This window comes from Aquirufa regiilacus (assembly GCF_032470275.1).
Taxonomy (GTDB): domain Bacteria; phylum Bacteroidota; class Bacteroidia; order Cytophagales; family Spirosomataceae; genus Aquirufa; species Aquirufa regiilacus.
In genome coordinates this window covers 1,112,582-1,131,071 of sequence record NZ_JAVNWW010000001.1, presented here as the reverse complement: position 1 = coordinate 1,131,071, position 18,490 = coordinate 1,112,582, and the positions used below count along the sequence as shown (strand labels likewise).

16 protein-coding genes, 1 tRNA gene and 1 other RNA gene are annotated in these 18,490 nt (G+C 41.4%); 13 read left to right on the top strand and 5 right to left on the bottom strand.

The features are described 5' to 3' along the window. Positions 1 to 32 precede the first annotated feature (32 nt). Together PQG45_RS05000 and kduI are read right to left on the bottom strand one after the other, a co-directional pair. Positions 33 to 1,904: a glycoside hydrolase family 88 protein gene (locus PQG45_RS05000; RefSeq protein ID WP_315575249.1), complete on the bottom strand. Its 1,872-nt coding sequence runs from the start codon at positions 1,902 to 1,904 to the stop codon at positions 33 to 35. A gap of 1 nt (position 1,905) precedes the next feature. Then, positions 1,906 to 2,736, bottom strand: a complete 831-nt coding sequence (gene kduI, locus PQG45_RS04995) for a 5-dehydro-4-deoxy-D-glucuronate isomerase (RefSeq protein ID WP_315575251.1) — start codon at positions 2,734 to 2,736, stop codon at positions 1,906 to 1,908. A 62-nt stretch (positions 2,737 to 2,798) separates the two neighbouring features. Between kduI and PQG45_RS04990 the strand changes: the two genes are divergently transcribed. The 12 genes from PQG45_RS04990 to PQG45_RS04935 all read left to right on the top strand — a co-directional run bounded on the left by PQG45_RS04990 (position 2,799) and on the right by PQG45_RS04935 (position 14,860). Further along, positions 2,799 to 3,515 carry a hypothetical protein gene (locus PQG45_RS04990; protein WP_315575253.1) on the top strand — a complete coding sequence of 239 codons (717 nt, stop codon included), beginning with the start codon at positions 2,799 to 2,801 and terminating at the stop codon, positions 3,513 to 3,515. Continuing rightward, the gene (locus tag PQG45_RS04985) at positions 3,505 to 4,248 is read left to right on the top strand and encodes a tRNA (adenosine(37)-N6)-dimethylallyltransferase (RefSeq protein ID WP_315575254.1); all 744 of its coding nucleotides are present in this window, start codon (positions 3,505 to 3,507) and stop codon (positions 4,246 to 4,248) included. The genes PQG45_RS04990 and PQG45_RS04985 overlap by 11 nt, the downstream gene beginning before the upstream one ends. A gap of 65 nt (positions 4,249 to 4,313) precedes the next feature. Beyond that, a tRNA-Ser gene (locus tag PQG45_RS04980) sits at positions 4,314 to 4,398 on the top strand. A 60-nt stretch (positions 4,399 to 4,458) separates the two neighbouring features. Then, positions 4,459 to 5,130, top strand: a complete 672-nt coding sequence (gene rsmI, locus PQG45_RS04975) for a 16S rRNA (cytidine(1402)-2'-O)-methyltransferase (RefSeq protein ID WP_315575256.1) — start codon at positions 4,459 to 4,461, stop codon at positions 5,128 to 5,130. Further along, positions 5,131 to 6,234: an Lnb N-terminal periplasmic domain-containing protein gene (locus tag PQG45_RS04970; protein ID WP_315575258.1), complete on the top strand. Its 1,104-nt coding sequence runs from the start codon at positions 5,131 to 5,133 to the stop codon at positions 6,232 to 6,234. It abuts the gene before it with no gap. Then, positions 6,235 to 8,424 carry a carbohydrate binding family 9 domain-containing protein gene (locus PQG45_RS04965; protein ID WP_315575260.1) on the top strand — a complete coding sequence of 730 codons (2,190 nt, stop codon included), beginning with the start codon at positions 6,235 to 6,237 and terminating at the stop codon, positions 8,422 to 8,424. It abuts the gene before it with no gap. 1 nt (position 8,425) lies between these two features. Beyond that, on the top strand, positions 8,426 to 9,439 hold the full coding sequence (locus tag PQG45_RS04960) for a threonine aldolase family protein (RefSeq protein WP_315575262.1): 1,014 nt from the start codon (positions 8,426 to 8,428) through the stop codon (positions 9,437 to 9,439). Between the two features lie 39 nt (positions 9,440 to 9,478). Next, positions 9,479 to 9,793 carry an L-rhamnose mutarotase gene (gene rhaM / locus PQG45_RS04955; RefSeq protein ID WP_315575264.1) on the top strand — a complete coding sequence of 105 codons (315 nt, stop codon included), beginning with the start codon at positions 9,479 to 9,481 and terminating at the stop codon, positions 9,791 to 9,793. A gap of 1 nt (position 9,794) precedes the next feature. After that, positions 9,795 to 10,907 carry a glycoside hydrolase family 88/105 protein gene (locus tag PQG45_RS04950; protein WP_315575265.1) on the top strand — a complete coding sequence of 371 codons (1,113 nt, stop codon included), beginning with the start codon at positions 9,795 to 9,797 and terminating at the stop codon, positions 10,905 to 10,907. Position 10,908: 1 nt separating this feature from the next. Further along, a complete protein-coding gene (locus PQG45_RS04945; protein WP_315575267.1) occupies positions 10,909 to 12,987 on the top strand; it encodes a hypothetical protein in 2,079 nt (692 codons plus the stop codon). Between the two features lie 67 nt (positions 12,988 to 13,054). Then, positions 13,055 to 13,603, top strand: coding sequence for a hypothetical protein (locus tag PQG45_RS04940; protein WP_315575268.1), 549 nt, complete (start codon positions 13,055 to 13,057; stop codon positions 13,601 to 13,603). A 123-nt stretch (positions 13,604 to 13,726) separates the two neighbouring features. Continuing rightward, complete coding sequence (locus PQG45_RS04935; protein WP_315575269.1) at positions 13,727 to 14,860, top strand: hypothetical protein; 1,134 nt, start codon at positions 13,727 to 13,729, stop codon at positions 14,858 to 14,860. A 44-nt stretch (positions 14,861 to 14,904) separates the two neighbouring features. Here the strand turns inward: PQG45_RS04935 and ssrA are convergent. Together ssrA and PQG45_RS04925 are read right to left on the bottom strand one after the other, a co-directional pair. Beyond that, positions 14,905 to 15,274, bottom strand: a transfer-messenger RNA (tmRNA) gene (gene ssrA / locus PQG45_RS04930). Between the two features lie 21 nt (positions 15,275 to 15,295). Next, positions 15,296 to 15,769, bottom strand: a complete 474-nt coding sequence (locus PQG45_RS04925) for an Lrp/AsnC family transcriptional regulator (protein WP_315575270.1) — start codon at positions 15,767 to 15,769, stop codon at positions 15,296 to 15,298. A gap of 203 nt (positions 15,770 to 15,972) precedes the next feature. Between PQG45_RS04925 and ald the strand changes: the two genes are divergently transcribed. Continuing rightward, positions 15,973 to 17,058: an alanine dehydrogenase gene (gene ald, locus PQG45_RS04920; protein ID WP_315575272.1), complete on the top strand. Its 1,086-nt coding sequence runs from the start codon at positions 15,973 to 15,975 to the stop codon at positions 17,056 to 17,058. On the opposite strand, the gene PQG45_RS04915 is transcribed toward ald, so the two are convergent. Next, positions 17,048 to 18,484: an ATP-dependent DNA helicase gene (locus tag PQG45_RS04915; protein ID WP_315575274.1), complete on the bottom strand. Its 1,437-nt coding sequence runs from the start codon at positions 18,482 to 18,484 to the stop codon at positions 17,048 to 17,050. The genes ald and PQG45_RS04915 overlap by 11 nt on opposite strands. Positions 18,485 to 18,490: the final 6 nt, after the last annotated feature.

Below are 18,490 nucleotides of genomic sequence, written 5' to 3'. Positions count from 1 at the left end.
TAAAAAAAGCCCGGCTAAACCGGGCTTTTTACTTATTTCAACATAAATGCTGCGAGTTTCTTGGCTGCTAGGAAGTTCTCATATTCGAGCGGTGTTCTTCGGTTATTAGTGTATTCATTATACAACCAAGGATCACCTAAGGCGAATACTTTACCTTTTCCTACTTGTGAAACAGCCATCACAGGATATCCCTGTAAGCTTGCAATGGATTTTGCTGGTCCTGATAATTTCAGGGTGGTGATTTCTTTGATATAAACCTTCTTGATCGGATCAAAAACGATATTTTCCGGTTCGATTAACACCGTTCCTTGTTCCCAATTACGCCCTTGTACAAAGTTTAAATTAGGCGCCACGAATTCAATTCCGAATCGACGGGCAAGTATATTAAATTGCGTTATTTCACAGTTGGTCGTATCGTTGGCCAATAAGATCAAATTTCCACCCGACTTTACCCATGCCTCAATCTCATCTGCGGCTTTGGCATTCATGTAATTGGGTTTAGCTGTTTCCTTCGGCGAATCGGGATCCACGATGATATAAACCGATGCATTTTTTAAGTTTTCGCGCGTAGGTGAAACGCCTAACGTATCTAGCGAAGCACCTAATTGCTCAAACTGAATACCCCACAAATGGAAGCCAGAATCTTTGCGATCTTCCCAAGTATAGTGGAATCGTTGGCCGTTTTTCGTCTCATGGTTGAAGAAGTAGTCTAATACGACCTTCTTTCCTTTTCCTACGTTCAGTTCTTTGGCAACTTCTATTTCTAAGGAGGCCAAAATAAAAGGCCCTACGCCTTTCAAATCATCTTGACGTAATGGTTCACTTAAATAATATTCATATGATCCGTCGCGGTAAGGAGTGCCTCCTAATCCGCCCACGCTGACTGTTTTTTCCAAATGGATATATCCTGCCGCGTCGGTTGTGATGAAGTTTTTCAATGCACCCGCATAAGCTTTTTGAGCCGCTACTAAATAGGAGGCAGGTAGATAACCTTTGCGAGACCCTTTGGCAAATGCATAAATAAACATGTTTGAAGCGGATGCCTCTAAATAATTCCCCTTCCGACCAGGAAAATTGGGTACTTGATACCAAAGGCCAGAAGCCGGGTCTTGAATCTTAAGCAAAGCCGCCGACAAGTCTTGCAATTGTTTGATTAGGATAGCGCGCGAAGGATGATTCGCAGGCATGTAATCCAAAACGTCGACTAAAGCCATCTCATACCAGCCCATGGAACGTCCCCAAAAATTAGGCGAATGGCCTGTTTTTTTATCAGCCCAGGGCTGTACACGCGCTTGGTCGTATGCATGAATCAACAACCCTGTTTTCGTATCGATTGAGCCTTTGTACATCAGTTCAAATTGCTTCACGATGTCTGCCCAATTGTCTTCTCCTGCGATGGTGCCATATTCTGCGTAAAATGGTTCAAGCATATATAAACCGTCTAACCACATTTGGTTCGGGTAACGTTGTTTATGCCAAAATCCTCCATCTGCATCACGTGGTTGTGCGACGATTTGAGCACGTAATTTGCCGGCCGCCTTTTTGTAGCGCACATCGCCTAATTCTTGATATAAATACAATAACATGCGACCTGTGGTGATGTTATCGGAGTTAAATTCATTGAAATGGTAGGTGCGGATATTGCCTTGCTCATCGACAAAGCTGTCAATGTTCTTCTTGATGTAATTGAAGTACTTGGCATCACCCGTTCGCTGATACATTTTTTCCAAGGCTTTTAAAACCAACCCTTGTTCATAATCCCATCCTGCAGGTTTTCCTACCTTGACTGTGATGGAATCCGCATGCGTATGCATGATGCTCGCCGACATCCTTTCGGAATAGTTTTGGCCCTTCAAAACAAATCCCCCTACGAGTAGGAGGATTGAGAAAATTGATTTTTTCATATTAGCGTAAAGATGTAATTTCTGCAAAATCCATATCTGTATAATCCTTGTTTTCACCGGCCATCCCCCAAATGAAGGAATAATTCTTCGTACCTGCACCGCTGTGAATCGACCATGGCGGTGAGATAATTGCCTGGTGATTGTGTACCCAAATGTGTTTCGTTTCGTTGGTTTCTCCCATTAAATGCAAGACTGCATGTTCAGGCGCCACATCAAAATATAGATAGGCTTCCATTCTGCGATCATGCACGTGTGCTGGCATTGTATTCCAAACAGAACCGGGTTCCAAAATCGTAAGTCCCATGACCAATTGGCAGGATTGAATTCCCTCGTTGTGAATATATTTGTAAATCGTTCGGTGATTGGATGTTTCTAAACTTCCTAACACAACCGTTTGAACTTGTTCTTTATCTAATTTGGCACAAGGGAAAACGGCGTGTGCTGGTGCCGATAAAATGTAGAATTGAGCTGGGTTTTCGCTCGATTCAGAACGAAAACTCACGTCTTTTGTTCCCCGACCCACATACACAGCGCCTAATTTATCAATCGTAAAATCTACACCATCTGCGGTAACCGTACCTTTTCCTCCTACATTGATCACCCCTAATTCGCGACGTTCTAAAAAGAATTCGGCGCGTAATTTTTCGGGATTAGGTAGATGTAATGTATTTGAAACGGGCATTGCACCACCGATGATCATGCGATCATAAATGGTGTACGTTAAATTGATATGATCCGCTGAAAATATGCGCTCGATTAAGAAATTATCTCTGATATCTTGATTCGTAAATGTGGAGACTTCCTTACGGCTCGCCTCAAATCGATAGTCCATTCGTTATGTTTTTTGTTTGAAAGCGCCATTACGCCTAATTCTACTGTATATTTACACGTTTTATGCCAAAAGAGTTCCCAAATAGCCTCGCACATTTCTTGCATTCCATCGGTTTTCAATCGGTGGGAGAAACTTTGTGGCTCCATGCAGAATCAAAGGTACGTGTAAAAGCGATGCCTGGAGAAAGTCAAGAAGGAGATATTTGTATTTGGGAGGATCATTGGATTATAAGTCAGTTAGCGATAGAAAAGCAACTCATCGCTCGCGTGAAGCCTTTGCGGTCCGTTTTTGCGCGCGATACGCGGATTGTTTCCATCGACGCGTCAGTGGCGCGCGATTTTTTGGACAAAGAACACGTGAAGGGGTTTTTGAAAGGTTCACGTTATTTCGGATGTATTGTTCCGCCGCACCGCATTTTTCGTGGGATTGAAAGTTCTTATACCTTTGAAGGTAACCCATTATTAGCGGTGGCTGTTTTTGGTAAATCCATGACGATGAAGGAGCCTGGATTCGAGGGCTGTATTTCGGGTGAACTCGTCGAAATTGCCACCTTGTCAAGCATCCGTCTTGTGGGTGGATTAACTAAATTTTTGCAAGCTTATAAAGACTTGCATCCGGAATTACACAATGTAATGACCTATGTGGACAAGGAATGGAACACAGGAAAGGGATTTTTGGCCGTTGGTTTTGAAAAGGTGGGTGAAACGGAGCCAATCCGATTTGGTACTACTCGAGTGAATAAGGGTAATTTGAAATTGCGCTATGTCTATGAAAAATAAGGTCTTGGTACTATTGGGGCCGACAGCCAGCGGGAAGACCTCTTTAGCCGTTGCGCTGGCGAATTTACTGGATGGGGAGATTGTATCCGCAGATTCACGGCAAATTTATCGCGGGATGGATATCGGGACGGGCAAAGATTTAATTGAATATGGAGATGTGCCTTATCATTTGATTGATAATCATCAAATTGGTGATGTATACTCTGTTGCGCATTTTCAAAAAGAAGCGCTTGATGCGATTCAGGATATCATTTCTCGAGGTAAAATGCCCATCGTTTGTGGGGGGACGGGTTTGTATGTAGAATCGCTTATTCAGCAGTATCAATTTTCTCGGCTTCCAGATTTTCTCCAAGAACCCTTGACATATGAATATGATTTTCAGGTTTTTGGTTTGAACCCATCGTTGGAAGATCGTCGGCATCGAATTTCAATCCGCCTCAAGCAACGTCTAAAAGCAGGATTGCTTGAAGAAGTCCAGGGTCTATTGGAACGAGGTGTTTCGGTGGAAGCTTTAGCCTGGATGGGTTTGGAATATAAATGGTCACTCGATTTTATTCAAGGTCATATCGAACGCGAACGTTTTGATCAGGGCTTGGAGGTGGCCATTCATCAGTTTGCTAAACGCCAAATGACCTTTTTTCGGAAGATGGAAAAGGGGGGAGTTGCCATCCATTGGATTCCGGATGCCCTTGATTTTCAGGGGAAAAGCGATTTTGTATTAAAAAATTCATAATTTTTTTGTGGGGAGACTTGTAAAATGTCCGAAAAGCACTTACTTTTGCAATCTCATTACGAGACAGAGAGTTGGCAGAGTGGTCGATTGCGGCAGTCTTGAAAACTGTTGACTGTTACAGGTCCGGGGGTTCGAATCCCTCACTCTCTACGGAAAGCGAAACGCAAGTTTCGCTTTTTTTGTTTCTAGCAATTTTGGCTAAATTCGAATATGAAATTATACTTGGTACCTACGCCCATCGGCAATTTAGAAGACATCACCTTGCGTGCGATTCGTGTTTTGGGCGAAGTAGATGCCATATTAGCGGAGGATACGCGAACTTCAGGTTCCTTGTTAAAGCACCTCAATATCTCTAAGCCTCTGTATGCGCATCATGCGCACAATGAACATGCTGGGGTTGCCGGTATTGTTAAATTAATTAAAGAAGGGAAATCCCTTGCGCTCATTTCAGATGCGGGAACTCCGGGTATTTCAGATCCAGGATTTTTATTAGTGAAAGCATGTGTCGAACAAGGAATTGAGGTAGAAACCTTACCAGGGGCTACGGCAGTAATACCAGCCTTGGTTAATTCAGGTTTCCCGATTGACCGATTTGTTTTTGAAGGCTTTTTGCCTCATAAAAAAGGCCGACAAACCCGCTGGAAAGCTATCGCAGAAGAAGAACGCACAACGGTTTTATATGAATCTCCACACCGTTTAGTAAAGGCATTAGAACAAATGGTTGAGTTTGTTGGCGCTGATCGTTCCATCATGGTAGCTCGAGAATTGAGTAAAATGCACGAACAAATGGTGCGAGGAACTGCTGAGGAGGTATTAGCCTACTTTACTGCGCACCCAGATAAAGTTCGTGGAGAAATTGTTATTGTTATCGCTGGAAAATAAATGAAAAAGTTCTTATTCTTTTTATTAATCACAGTTGCCGCCAAGGCTCAATTGAGTTCAAAGGCGGAAGTTGTTCTAGTGACGGTTGCACCGGGAAAAGAGTTGCATTCTGCTTTTGGTCATACGATTTTATGGATTAATGACCCTACCAATGGCATCGATCGCGCTTATAGTTATGGGACATTTGATTTCAATACAGAGAATTTCTATTTGAAATTTTTGATGGGTACGCTACCCTACACAATTTCGGTTCATTCCATGCAGGATGAGTTTAATTATAATTTGCAGTATGAAAAGCGGGGAATGATCGCCCAAAAGTTGGAACTGGATTCGCTACAGAAAAATGCGATTCTCCAGGATTTAGAGACAAATTTATTGCCTGAAAATCGGGAGTACGCATATAAATTCTTTTATGATAATTGTTCTACGCGGATTCGGGATATGATTGAGAAGAACGCACCGGGGAAATACCTTTGGCATGCAAATCCTACGCTCGAGGGTAAATCTTATCGAGATTGGATGAATAAATACTTAGCTCCTAATTCCTGGGTAACCTTAGGTATGAATCTTGCTTTAGGTACTCCTTCCAACGTAAAAGCTACAGCTGCTCAATCGTGTTATTTGCCTGATAATTTGGCCGCTGCTACGAATTTGTCCAAAGGCTTGTCCTCAAACCCTGTGAGCCTTTTTGATGCAGAAGCTGTAGACATTAAAGGTTTTGATTTTACTGGTCCTTACGTGATATTGAGTTTGCTTACTTTGCTTGTTGGCTTTTTGTCATTTAAAAATGCTTTTCCTTTTGCTGCAGACCTGGCTTTATTTACAGTAATTGGTTTATTAGCTTGGTTTATTTTCTTCTTAGGAACAGCGACAAATCACGAAGTGATGGCCTACAATCCGGCATCACTCATGTTATTCCCTTTGAATTTTCCACTTGTGATATGGTTTGCACGAAATCCAGTGAAATGGAAGTTCTATATTCACATGGTTACGGTTTTTAGTGTGATTGGGATTATCTGGTGTGGTGTGCAGTTTTGGCCGATGATATTCGTTGGCTTGCCGATTTTTATCCGATTATGTCGCTTATCCTTCATCAAAAAATAAATGCGTTATCTATTACTCTTCATCTCTTTTTGTGGCTTTTCACAGGAGGTTTTCAAACCTTTAGAACAGCGGAAAGAATTTCAGCCCTTAAAAATTGAACGTAATCTTAAAGCGGATGGATATTTAGATGAATCTGACTGGCAAAATGCGCCATCGGTCAAGATCGATTTTCAAGTAGAGCCATTTCAGGGTAAAAAGGCGTCATTTAATTCGACGGTCAAATTACTTTACAATCAACAATTCCTATATGTCGCCGCTATTTTACGTGATAGCGTAGGGAAGAATGCGTATAGAGCTCCCAATTTAAAACGGGATTATGAATTTGTCGAAAACGATTTGTTTGGAATTGCCATTGATGGTTTTAATGATCGTCGGAATGCGCTTGTCTTGCAATCGAATGCCTATGGGGCCCAACGTGATTTATTGGCTTTTGATGATCGTCAATTTGATATTGATTGGGATGGACTTTACCGTGTGCGAACGCATCGGTCTGATTCATCTTGGGTAGCAGAATTTGCTATTCCGTGGCAAACTTTACGTTATCCAAAAACAGATGGAAATAAGGCTCAGGACTGGGGAATAAATTTCTTTCGGGTAAGAAGATCGAGTAATGAGTTGTCCGTTTGGTCGCCACATCCGCGATCCATGAGTCCTTTGCGCATGGATTATGCTGGTAAATTAGCGGGGATTATTCCGCCGCCACCTACCGCTACCAACATTCGTTTTATTCCTTATTTGTTGCAGGTTTCCAATAGAACAAATGGGACAGAAATTGGAAATTTAGCTACAAATAACTTTAAGCTAGGAGGTGAAATCAAATGGGCAATTAGTCCTACAACCGTGATGGATTTTACTTTTAATACGGATTTTGCGCAAGCAGATGTGGATCGTCAGGTGAATAATATTTCTCGTTTCTCGGTCTTTTTTCCGGAGCGCAGGCAGTTCTTCTTAGAAAATGCCTCCCTATTTTCTACGGGTTTAGCTCCTGTTGACCAGGTGATTGGAGGTTCGATGTACATTCAGCCCTTTTTTAGTCGGACGATTGGTTTAGATCAAAATGTGAATCCCATTGCCATTACCGCTGGATCTCGGTTTGTGTATCGTTCGGAACAACGAAACCTAGGAGGGATTTTTATGCGTCAAGGAGAGGGAGACGGCGATCCATTTACGAATTTTTTTGTAGGACGTTATTCGGAGAATTTTGGCAAACAGAATAGAATCGGTGCCATTGTAACAACTAAATCATCTCCGTTAGTAGTGCTATCCACCGGTGCTGTCGATGCCTTTGTGCGATTCAATGATAAGTTTTCATTCAGTGGCATGGGAACGCTGACACAGGATAGTAGAACGGGTGATCAGGGTGTGGCTGAGTATAGTCAATTTCTTTACAATGCTAACTTTTTTAGGGCCTATTGGACCCAAACTTTGGTTACGGAAAAATACAACCCTGCCATGGGTTTTGTATCTCGTCGTGATATTTTATCTAACTCTCAAGGTTTTGACTTTAATGTACGTGGCAAATGGTTGCCTTCCTTTATTCGGAGTTGGGGCCCCGGTATCTATACCGAGGTGTATCACAGCTTAAAAACGGGTAAAATTATTGAACAACGTGCGCTTTCGGGTCCACTTTGGTTCGATTTGCAAAATGGTGGGATCATCGGTGGTTATGTGGAAGCAAGTGCTCAAAACCTTGAAGATACCTTTAGCCCTGTTGGAATTAAAATCAATCCAGGGAGCTATTCCTATTTCCGCAAGGGCTTTTTATTAGCCAGTGATCCGAGTGCTAAATATTCAGGTTCCACGGAATATGGCTGGGGTGGTTTCTTCAATGGTTCAATGCAAACGATAGATTCTAAATTTCGTTTAGCTCCAATTCCTCATGTGAATCTAGGTCTATCTTGGAATTGGAGTAAATTCGAGAATATGGGTGTTGCGAGAGAGACCAAAGAAGTAAATTTGGTGATTTTAGAAACACGCATGGCCATTAATCCTCGTTTGCAATTAATTGGTTTTTATCAAAAGAATACCTCGGATGATTTAAATTCCATGAACTTACGTTTGTCATGGGAATATCAACCTTTGTCTTATGTTTATTTGGTTTTTAATACCTTGAATTACAAAGGCTCCGACAATACCTCACAGAAGCAGCAAAGTTTTTTAGCTAAATTATCTTACCTAAAACAGTTTTAACATGGAAATCGAATTACGCAGTGATACGTTTACGTTGCCTACGCTTGGCATGCGCGAAGCAATGTTTCAGGCTCCATTGGGAGATGATGTTTTTGGTGAAGATCCAACGGTGAATGAATTGGAGTCAAAAGTTGCGAAGATGTTTGGGATGGAAGCCGCTCTGTTTTGTGTTTCAGGCACCCAAAGTAATCAGATTGCCATTTCTGTTCATGTGAGTAAAGGTCAAGAAGTCATTTGCGATGAATTGTCGCATATTTATTTATACGAGGGTGGGGGAATCATGGCGAATGCAGGTGCGTCGGTAAAATTACTAAAAGGTGATTTAGGCCGATTGACCGTTTCGCAGATTGCTGCTTCGATTTCGCCGGATGATATTCATGCCTGTGAGAGTCGCTTAGTCAGTTTAGAAAATACGGTAAACAAGGGTGGCGGAAGTGTTTATAGTTCCGAAGCTCTTCAGGAAATTTCTGATTTTTGTCGGGAAGTTAACGTCCCTTTACACCTGGATGGTGCTCGTTTATTCAATGCGATGGCCGTTACGGGTCAAACGCCTCAGCAATTTGGGGCTTGGTTTGATTCTATTTCTATCTGTTTGTCGAAAGGTTTAGGAGCTCCGATTGGTTCCGTACTCATTGGTTCTGCCGCATTTATTAAGAAAGCAAGACGTGTTCGGAAGCGCCTAGGAGGCGGATGGCGCCAAGCAGGATTATTAGCCGCAGCTGGAATTTATGCCTTAGATCATCAAGTGGAGCGTTTGAAGGATGATCATGCCCGTGCGGCTGCGATTGCGAAGATTTGTGCCAACTTGCCTTGGGTGGATACGATTTTACCTGTTGTGACTAATATTGTCATAATTCGATTAAAAGAGGGCATTACAGCGAACGAACAAGTCGCTTTGTTGAAAGCAAAAGGAATTCGTTGTGCGCCCTTTGGGCCGCAATACATTCGATTCGTTACGCATTTGAATTTTGATGATGCTGCGTTAGCTGCATTTGAATCGCAAATCAATCAGTAAATTAAGTCATCATCTGCCTTTGAAGGGAAATGATATTCCATGCAACGAAAAGCCTTTAAAATGTTCTTGCTTCCTGGTTTTGAAGCAGAATACAAAAAAAGACATGATGAAATTTGGCCAGATTTGGCTGAACTCTTGAAATCTGTGGGTATTCAGCATTATTCTATTTTTCTTGACGAAAAGACCTTGACGCTTTTTGCTTATTTAGAAGCGCCCGATTTAACCTTGTTGGACGCACTGCCAGCACATCCCGTGATGCAGAAATGGTGGAAATTCATGCGGGATATCATGTTGACAAATCCCGATCATTCTCCCGTAGCGATCGATATTCCTTCCGTTTTTTACTTTGATTAAGATGTATAAGAATCTTGTATTATTGCTTTTGATGCCTTTAGGATTGGCTTTTGCGAAACCGAATAAAAAGGAGGTGTTACAAAAAATGCATTTGGCGAATCATTATTTCCAACAAAAATGGCCGGATGTGGGACAAGTTATTGTAAGTCCGGATAAGACGCGACCATCCAATATTTGGACGCGTGCGGTTTATTATGAGGGATTGATGGAATTGTACAAATTAGATCCCAAGGCAAGTGATTTGAAGTATATGGTCGATTGGGGGAATTTCCACCAGTGGGGATTACGAAATGGTGTAAAAACGCGGAATGCAGATGATCAAGCTTGTGGACAAGTTTATATGGACTTGTTTCTGATGCAAAAGGATTCAGCGCGCATCAAGCCGATCAAAGCGAATATTGATAACATGGTCGTAACGGATAAATCAGACGATTGGTCATGGATCGATTGTTTGCAGATGAGTATGCCCGTCTATACCCGTTTGGGTGTGATTTATAAGGATCCTCGCTATTTCCAAAAGATGTATGATTTGTATGCATATACGAAATACAAGCATGGTGGTCATGGGTTATATAATCCGAATGAGAAGCTTTGGTGGCGTGACAAGGATTTTGTTCCACCGTATAAGGAACCCAATGGTACGAATTGTTATTGGTCGCGTGGTAGTGCTTGGGTGTATGCTGCATTGGTTCGGACCTTGGATTTATTGCCTAAAAATGACCCGCATCGGGCGGAGTATGTAGCTGATTTTATTGCGCTTTCAGAAGCCTTGCCAGCCTTGCAACGGGCGGATGGTTTTTGGAATGTAAGTTTGAAAGATCCATCAAACTTTGGTGGGCCTGAATTGACTGGAACTTCGTTGTTTGTTTATGGCATGGCTTGGGGCATTCGGAAGGGTATTTTACCTGCTAAAAAATACCAACCTGTAATCGATCAAGCGTGGAAAGGAATGTCGACATGTGTGCATCCGAATGGGTTTCTGGGATATGTGCAGGGAACAGGGAAGGAGCCGAAAGATTCCCAGCCGGTGACCTATGATCATGTGCCTAATTTCGAGGATTTTGGTTTAGGTTGTTTTCTGTTAGCGGGATCTGAATTAATCCGCGCAAAATAAGATGCGCTGGCTGCCACTTGTTCTGCTTTCTTTCGCTTCTTGGGGTCAGAAGATCGACCGAAAAAGCGTGGTAGAGCGGCATGTCGTTCATGTGAATTCCGCTGATACCCTTGCTGCATTATCGGTAGGAAATGGATCATTTGCCTTCACGGTAGATGTGACGGGTCTACAATCTTTTCCAGTTGAGTATGCCAAAGGGATTCCTTTAGGAACCCAAAGTACCTGGGGCTGGCATGCATTTCCTAATAGTTCAAAATTCAAACGCTCAGAAACTTATCGAGATGCCTTGTACGGAGGTCGTAAGGTATCATATGCGCTTCAAGGCCATCAAAATGCCCGCAAAGATTCGGCTAATGAATATTTTAGACAAAATCCGCACCGGGTTCATTTAGGACATTTCGGTTTTCGAATCTATTCTAAAAGGGGGAAATTGTTGGGGCTTCATGATTTGCAGGCGATTTCCCAACGATTGAATCCTTATACGGGTGAAATTGAATCGCATTTTGAAGTGGAGGGTGTTCCGGTGGATGTATTGACATTTGCAGGTCAATTTGCTGACGAGGTCTATGTGCGCGTTCAATCGGCATTATTAAATTCAGGCCAATTGCGATTTTATCTTGATTATCCGTTTCCGAGTCAAGAATTTTTGGATGAGGGTATTCGATATCAGTCGGTAGGACATCGCAGCCACTTGCGGCAGCTACGTGCGAACCACTTAGTCGTTCAGCATGGCTTAGACAACTTGAATTATCCCACTCATATTCGCTCAAGCCAAGGTCTACATGCGCAAGAGATTTTTACACATCGCTATGAAATTGTATCAATAGCTAATAATGAAGTCGAAATTCAAGTTGGATTTGGTCAAAATAAGCCAGTTGATTTTAATCGGGCGCGTAGCTTGAATCGTCAAAACTATGTTGAATATTGGAATTCGGGAGGAATGATTGATTTTGGGCTTGTTTCTGATAAACGGGCAAATGAGTTGGAGCGCCGAATGATTTTGTCGATGTATTTAACTAAGCTTCAATCCACGGGTTCAGAACCACCGCAGGAAACGGGTTTAACCTACAATTCCTGGTATGGTCGGCCCCATTTGGAGATGACTTGGTGGCATGTAATGCATTTTGGTTATTGGAGTAAACCCGAATTGTTGGCTAAAACTTTACCATGGTATATCAGGAATTTTCAACAAGCAAAGGCCTTGGCTCGCCGACAAGGCTTTTCAGGCGTTCGTTGGCAGAAAATGACTGATCCAGATGGGGGAGAATCTCCATCGTCTGTGGGTTCATTTTTATTGTGGCAGCAGCCTCATATTATTGATATGTTGGATTTATTGGCTCAAAAAAAGCCAATAAGCTTTAGAAAGAAATATTTTCAGCTCGTGAATGAAACGGCAAAAGGTATGTTCAGTCTGTTGGTTTGGAATAAGGAAAAACAGGAGTATCAGTTGGGCCCCGGAATTATCCCCGCTCAGGAATCCTTGCCCTACTCGACTACATACAATGCACCTTTGGAGTTGAGTTCTTGGTATCAAGGACTACAAAAAGCGCAGACATGGCGAATTCGATTAGGGCTTAAGCCGGATGCCCATTGGTCATATGCTTTGCAACATTTTTCTTCGCTTCCAGTACATGACGGTATATATCAAGCATCTGCGGGAATTGGTGATGGATTTCAGAACCCTAAATTTGTGTCGGATCATCCTGCCGTTTTAGGTGCTATGGGAATGTATGCACCCTTGCCTCGCACTGACACATCAATGATGCGTCAAACCCTTCAGAAAGTGCTTCAAACTTGGAATTGGTCAAGTACATGGGGCTGGGATTATCCCTTCATGGCCATGACTGCGGTCCGTTTAAAGGATTCGGAATTAGCCATTCATTTATTACTCGCTCCTCAGACGAAGAATAGTTATTTGCTAAACGGTCATAATTACCAAGATAAACGACTACGATTGTATTTGCCAGGAAATGGTGGACTCTTGACGACTTTAGCTTGGATGGCAAAGGGGCAAATGGGTGATAATCAATATGTTGGATTTCCTGCCCAATGGCCTGTCAAGATTGAAGGATTTGATTAATTTTGGACATTTTTTAGTTTTAATTGAACATTATTTCTTATTTTGCCGTTAACTAACATTTATCTACATGAAAAAGAATTTAACGGGTGCCATTGTAGGAGGCATGATTCTATTTGTTTGGCAGGCAATGTCGCACATGGCATTTAATTTACATGAGCCCAATCAAAAATATTCAACAGGTCAAGATTCTGTTTTAGCGGCGATTAAAACGCATATCAAGGAGCCAGGTGGGTATATTTTACCTCGCATGCAAGATGAATTATCCATGGATCAGATGGAATCATTTACGAAATCGATTCAAGGCAAACCCTGGGCAATGGTACGTTATTATGATGCCTATGAGGTGGATATGAATTCCAATATGCTTCGTGGTTTGGTTGTGAATATTTTGTTGGCCTTTTTGTTGATTTGGATTATCAATCGTCTAAAGGTGCCAAGCAAACAAACGATATTTAGTTTAAGTATTGTGGTTGGATTTATTGCATTCAGCAATATTTCTTACACAGAGCATATTTGGTATCCTGTTTTTGATTTGCGCGCGCAATTAATTGATGCTTTTGTGGGCTGGGGGCTTACTGGATTATGGCTCGGTTATTGGATGACCAAAAGAAGTTAATTGAAGTTGCGTTTTTTTTTGTTTCAATTGACCGTTAGATAGTTTATTAGGTTAGTTTCTTTTAAAAATATTTACCATGTATTAATTATCGTATTTTTGAAAAAAATCTCTTCAAATCGATCGATGAAAGAATATAGTTCCTCCATATTTTACATACTACTTTGCCTTTTTTCTCTTTCATCTTGCATTATTACTGATAATTATACAGCAAATAAAATAGCTAAGTTTCCTTCAAAATTAAGTGGCGAAAACTATGTAGCCTACATTGACAGTAATAATATTGCTAATGTCAAATTAGGATATGTTAAACCCGTGCTCTCAATTTACGACAAAGAAAAAATCAAATCATTAAAGTCTTTAGGTTTATACCGGCTGCATTTGGTCAATGCGGTGTACCAAAAAGAAAAGTTGGATTCGATTCAGATTCGAATTAATCAATTAGCTCATATTCCTTTCAAATACATTTCTATGAATGATGTAAGTAGGAGGATGTCAGGTATTGGACCTATCGTTTATACCAAAGGATCATTTGAGGAAAATATGCGAGACTCAGTGAATCGAATGATGAGTCATTTAGATCAATTAATTAAAATAAACTATAGTCGAAATTCATATTTTTTGTATAAATACATTCAACGTCGGAATAAGATTTTTGAATCACGTGATAAAGATATTGTAGAAGGTAAAATTTTTTTTCATACGGATCCAAGTTTGCGTTTTCGTGTAAATATTAATCCTATTGAATTTTCTGGAGGAAATAAAGCATTCGGGTTAGGTGCTTCAATTGAACCTAGTTATAAATGGACAAACAATTCTTCCTTTGGTCTGAAGATGTCCTATGCCAAATTTTTACATGAATCGAATGACTATTCATTTTTTGATCAGCGGAATTCATCCGTCATTTTAACCTATAATTTTACACCTTATCGAAATGCTGAATTATTTGATGGTTCGTCAAATTACTTTAGTATTGGTGCGGGACTGATGCATACAAAAATAACAGGAGTTGATGATTGGTTTTATTTTTCGAATATGAATGTCAGTTCAAATACTATCGAGGATAAACTTTATCAAAATATTTTACCTGTTTTAATGCTTCGAAATGGGATTCAATCCCGTTATTTTAGATTCGGTGCAGAATTTAATCTCATTCCATCCGTTGAATTGTTTGCCAAAAATCAGCAAACCATTTCGTTTGATAATATGTATTTTGCTATTAGCTATGGTCTAGTAATTGGTTCTCGAAAGTGGAAATAATCCTTATAACATAAAAAAGCCCCTGACATTGGGGCTTTTTTTATTCGTGGAATCGGAGGGATTCGAACCCTCGTCCAAACCTAGAAACCTGAAGCTTTCTACACGTTTAGATTTGATCAATTTTCGATGCCCAACAGGTTCAGATCAGACCTTATTGAACACTTATTCGCTGGATACTAGTGAGCGCTTAGCGAAATCGCATTCACCGACTCTGCATGGTCGACGCTCCAGATTCCCTAGCGGCAGAGTTTGGCCGGGGTGGAACGATGGCAATTGGTTAGTCTATCAGACTAAGCAGCCATGGCATACGAAGTATTGCCAGCTATAATTCGAAGGTTTTTTTAACAGGAAATGCCTCCAACTCCCGACGTGCTTACAACCGATCTACTTAAGCTGTCAAAACCGGTCGATCCCATTGAGTTGCAAAGATACAAATTAAATCAAGGGCAATGCAGTTGTCGACTTAATTTCATCCATAACGAATAAACTACTGATGTGTGCTACAGATGGCAAGACTGCTAATTTTTCCTGGTAAAAGCGGTTATAGCTTTCCACATCGGCACTCAGCACATTTAAATAGTAATCAAAGTTTCCAGATACTAAATGGCACGAAATTACCTCGGGAAAGGCCTTGATGGCTGTTTCAAATTCGCTGAAGTTTTGTCTCGTTTGTTTCTCTAAGGTTACTTGGCAATGAACCAATAGTCCCAAATTGAGCTTTTTACGATTTAGTAGCGCCACATATCCCTTGATGTATCCATCTGCTTCTAATCGTTTCACACGATCGTGCGTGGGGCTCAAGGAAAGGTTGACTTGTTCTGCGATTTCTTTCAGTGTTTTTTGGCTGTTTTCTTGAATAATTTTCAATATTCTTATATCCAAAGCATCCAAATTGAGTTTTGTTGCCATAAAGTTTTCGGTTTATCAGTAATTAATTGCTTGGAATTCGTATTTGTTTTGGTAAATATAAATTTATGCAGAAAAAGTTTCTTATTTATGTGTTAATGTCCAAAATATTTATGGCGAGGTGTATATTTGCATCGTATTATACTTCATCAAAGTAACGGCCAGCGGATTTTTCGTTGGCCGTTCTTTTTAAAATCCAACCACTTATGAAAATCGCCGTTCCAAAAGAAATTAAAAATCAAGAGTTCCGGGTAGGTTTAACGCCTGCAGGTGCTCAAAGTTTAGTTAATGCCGGACATTCGGTCTATGTGGAATCTACTGCTGGACTTGGATCTGGTTTCTCGGATGAAGCCTATGCGCAAGTCGGCGCCACAATTTTACCTTCAGCCGCAGCTATTTATGAAATGGGGGATATGATTGTTAAGGTAAAAGAACCGCTAGCTGTTGAATATCCCTTAATCAAAGCGGGCCAAATTCTATTTACTTATTTCCATTTTGCTGCTTCTCGGGAACTCACAGAAGCCATGATTAAAACGAAGGCAATCTGTATTGCTTACGAGACCGTTGAATTAGCTGATCGAAGTTTGCCTTTATTGACGCCTATGTCGGAAGTCGCTGGTCGCATGGCCATCCAAGTGGGGGCTTACTTTTTAGGTAAACCTCAGGGTGGCAAAGGTAAAATGCTAGGCGGCGTTCCGGGAGTGAAGCCTGCGAATGTCCTCATCTTAGGTGGTGGTGTCGTAGGAACGCAAGCAGCCAAAATGGCTGCGGGTTTAGGAGCTCATGTGACCATTATGGACACCAACTTAACAAGATTACGTTATTTGAATGATGTCATGCCTGCCAATGTCGCGACCCATTATTCCACGGAATTAGCTATTCAAGAACATTTACCGCAGGTTGACTTAGTTATTGGTGCTGTTTTATTACATGGGGCCAAAGCGCCGCATTTAATTAAGCGCAAAGATTTAGCTAAGATGCAGCCGGGAACTGTTTTGGTTGATGTGGCTGTGGATCAAGGTGGATGTATCGAAACATGCCAACCTACCACGCACGAAAATCCCGTTTACATCGTTGACGGAATCCAACATTACTGCGTGGCAAATATGCCAGGGGCTGTTCCTCAAACATCAACGCAAGCACTTACACAGGCTACTTTGCCCTATGCTTTGTTACTCGCAAATCATGGCTGGGAGAATGCATGTAAATCAAACGAAGCATTAAATAAAGGTCTGACAATCATTGAAGGGAAACTCGTGGATAATGGCCTAGCCGCGCTGTTTAATTTATAAAAAAACGCTCGTGAAAATTGACCAAAAATAATTCATGTGTCGCTCGGGTGATGGCGGTATAAAGCCAACGAATGTATTCTGCATCAACTTGGTCTTCTTTCAAATAACCTTGATCAACAAAAACGGCTTTCCATTGGCCGCCCTGTGATTTATGGGTGGTCAATGCATAGGCAAATTTGACTTGCAATGCATTCAAAAAGGGATCCTTACGTATCGCCTCTAATCGTTCTTTTTTCTTGGTGATATGCGCGTAATCCTCGCAAACGGAATCATACAACTTCTTATTGGCCTCCTTTCCTAAAGCCGATTCTGCCGAGTGTAAGGTGTCCAAAAGGATTTTGGCTTCAATTTCGGGATGTTCCTCATAATCACATAAGCGAAGAATGACGTTCATGAATCGTAATCCATGCATTTCTTCCTCTTTTTTAATCTTCATCACTTCCACGAAATCACCATTCGCTAAAAATCCAGCGGGCGAATCTTCGTCCAACCAATGGTAATTGTTTCGTACAATCATTAAGAGATCCCCAGAGGATATTTCATCCTCTTGGTACAAGATGGTCCGACGAACAAACTCGTTGAACTGTACAGCACTTTTATTTGAGCGTGTAAGTATAATGGTATCCTCCTTTCCAAATTTCCGATACGCATAGTGCATGCCATCTTCCAACTTTTCGCCAGTCATGCGGAAGAAATCTTTGAAAGATGCCGTATTAAACTGAATGGAAGTGGTATTGTGGGCCAACAAACCCCTCAGATTTGTTGCGTTGTATAATATCCCTGAATGAATATCTTGACGCATGACATCAATCAATTCGTGTTCCAAGACGTCCATGTGGAATTCGCTGGATACATAATCTTTTGACAGGGCAGGAGATAGGCTTTTTCCTACGGGAGGTAATTGGGCCGTATCACCCACAAATATTAACTTATTTCCAGTATGCCCATTTTCTGGATTCGTAAAAACGTATTCGATTAAATCCGTTAATAAACTATTTTGGCCAAAATCGGATTCATCGGTTATCATAGATGCCTCATCGACAATGAATACGGTATTCGTGGCATAATTATTCATCCGTTGAAATACCAAAGCGCCGGAACTTGGGCTACTAACTTGTCGGTAGATCTTCTTATGTATCGTAGAAGCCTTCTTTTTCGAGTAATTCGCCATGACCTTCGCCGCCCGACCGGTGGGAGCTAGCAATTGCGTCTTATACGAAAATGAACCTAGAATCTTGATGAGCGTCGAAATTACCGTGGTTTTACCCGTTCCGGCATAGCCTCGAATGATGAAGGTCAAGGGCGCCCATTCGTCCTCATTCAAAATGAATGTGCTTAATTTATTGAATAATTCCGCCTGCGAAGGTGTCGGTTCAAAGGGGAATTTTTGGTGCAATAAAAAAGCGGGACTCTTGGTGCTACTCATAACGTG

Excerpts from the sequence above, each read along its gene's own strand:
- kduI (WP_315575251.1), bottom strand. The coding sequence starts at position 2,736 with ATGGACTATCGATTTGAGGCGAGCCGTAAGGAAGTCTCCACATTTACG.
- PQG45_RS05000 (WP_315575249.1), bottom strand. The coding sequence starts at position 1,904 with ATGAAAAAATCAATTTTCTCAATCCTCCTACTCGTAGGGGGATTTGTT.
- rhaM (WP_315575264.1), top strand. The coding sequence starts at position 9,479 with ATGCAACGAAAAGCCTTTAAAATGTTCTTGCTTCCTGGTTTTGAAGCA.
- PQG45_RS04990 (WP_315575253.1), top strand. The coding sequence starts at position 2,799 with ATGCCAAAAGAGTTCCCAAATAGCCTCGCACATTTCTTGCATTCCATC.
- PQG45_RS04960 (WP_315575262.1), top strand. The coding sequence starts at position 8,426 with ATGGAAATCGAATTACGCAGTGATACGTTTACGTTGCCTACGCTTGGC.
- PQG45_RS04950 (WP_315575265.1), top strand. The coding sequence starts at position 9,795 with ATGTATAAGAATCTTGTATTATTGCTTTTGATGCCTTTAGGATTGGCT.
- PQG45_RS04925 (WP_315575270.1), bottom strand. The coding sequence starts at position 15,769 with ATGGCAACAAAACTCAATTTGGATGCTTTGGATATAAGAATATTGAAA.
- PQG45_RS04935 (WP_315575269.1), top strand. The coding sequence starts at position 13,727 with ATGAAAGAATATAGTTCCTCCATATTTTACATACTACTTTGCCTTTTT.
- ald (WP_315575272.1), top strand. The coding sequence starts at position 15,973 with ATGAAAATCGCCGTTCCAAAAGAAATTAAAAATCAAGAGTTCCGGGTA.
- PQG45_RS04945 (WP_315575267.1), top strand. The coding sequence starts at position 10,909 with ATGCGCTGGCTGCCACTTGTTCTGCTTTCTTTCGCTTCTTGGGGTCAG.
- PQG45_RS04970 (WP_315575258.1), top strand. The coding sequence starts at position 5,131 with ATGAAAAAGTTCTTATTCTTTTTATTAATCACAGTTGCCGCCAAGGCT.
- rsmI (WP_315575256.1), top strand. The coding sequence starts at position 4,459 with ATGAAATTATACTTGGTACCTACGCCCATCGGCAATTTAGAAGACATC.
- PQG45_RS04965 (WP_315575260.1), top strand. The coding sequence starts at position 6,235 with ATGCGTTATCTATTACTCTTCATCTCTTTTTGTGGCTTTTCACAGGAG.
- PQG45_RS04985 (WP_315575254.1), top strand. The coding sequence starts at position 3,505 with ATGAAAAATAAGGTCTTGGTACTATTGGGGCCGACAGCCAGCGGGAAG.
- PQG45_RS04915 (WP_315575274.1), bottom strand. The coding sequence starts at position 18,484 with ATGAGTAGCACCAAGAGTCCCGCTTTTTTATTGCACCAAAAATTCCCC.
- PQG45_RS04940 (WP_315575268.1), top strand. The coding sequence starts at position 13,055 with ATGAAAAAGAATTTAACGGGTGCCATTGTAGGAGGCATGATTCTATTT.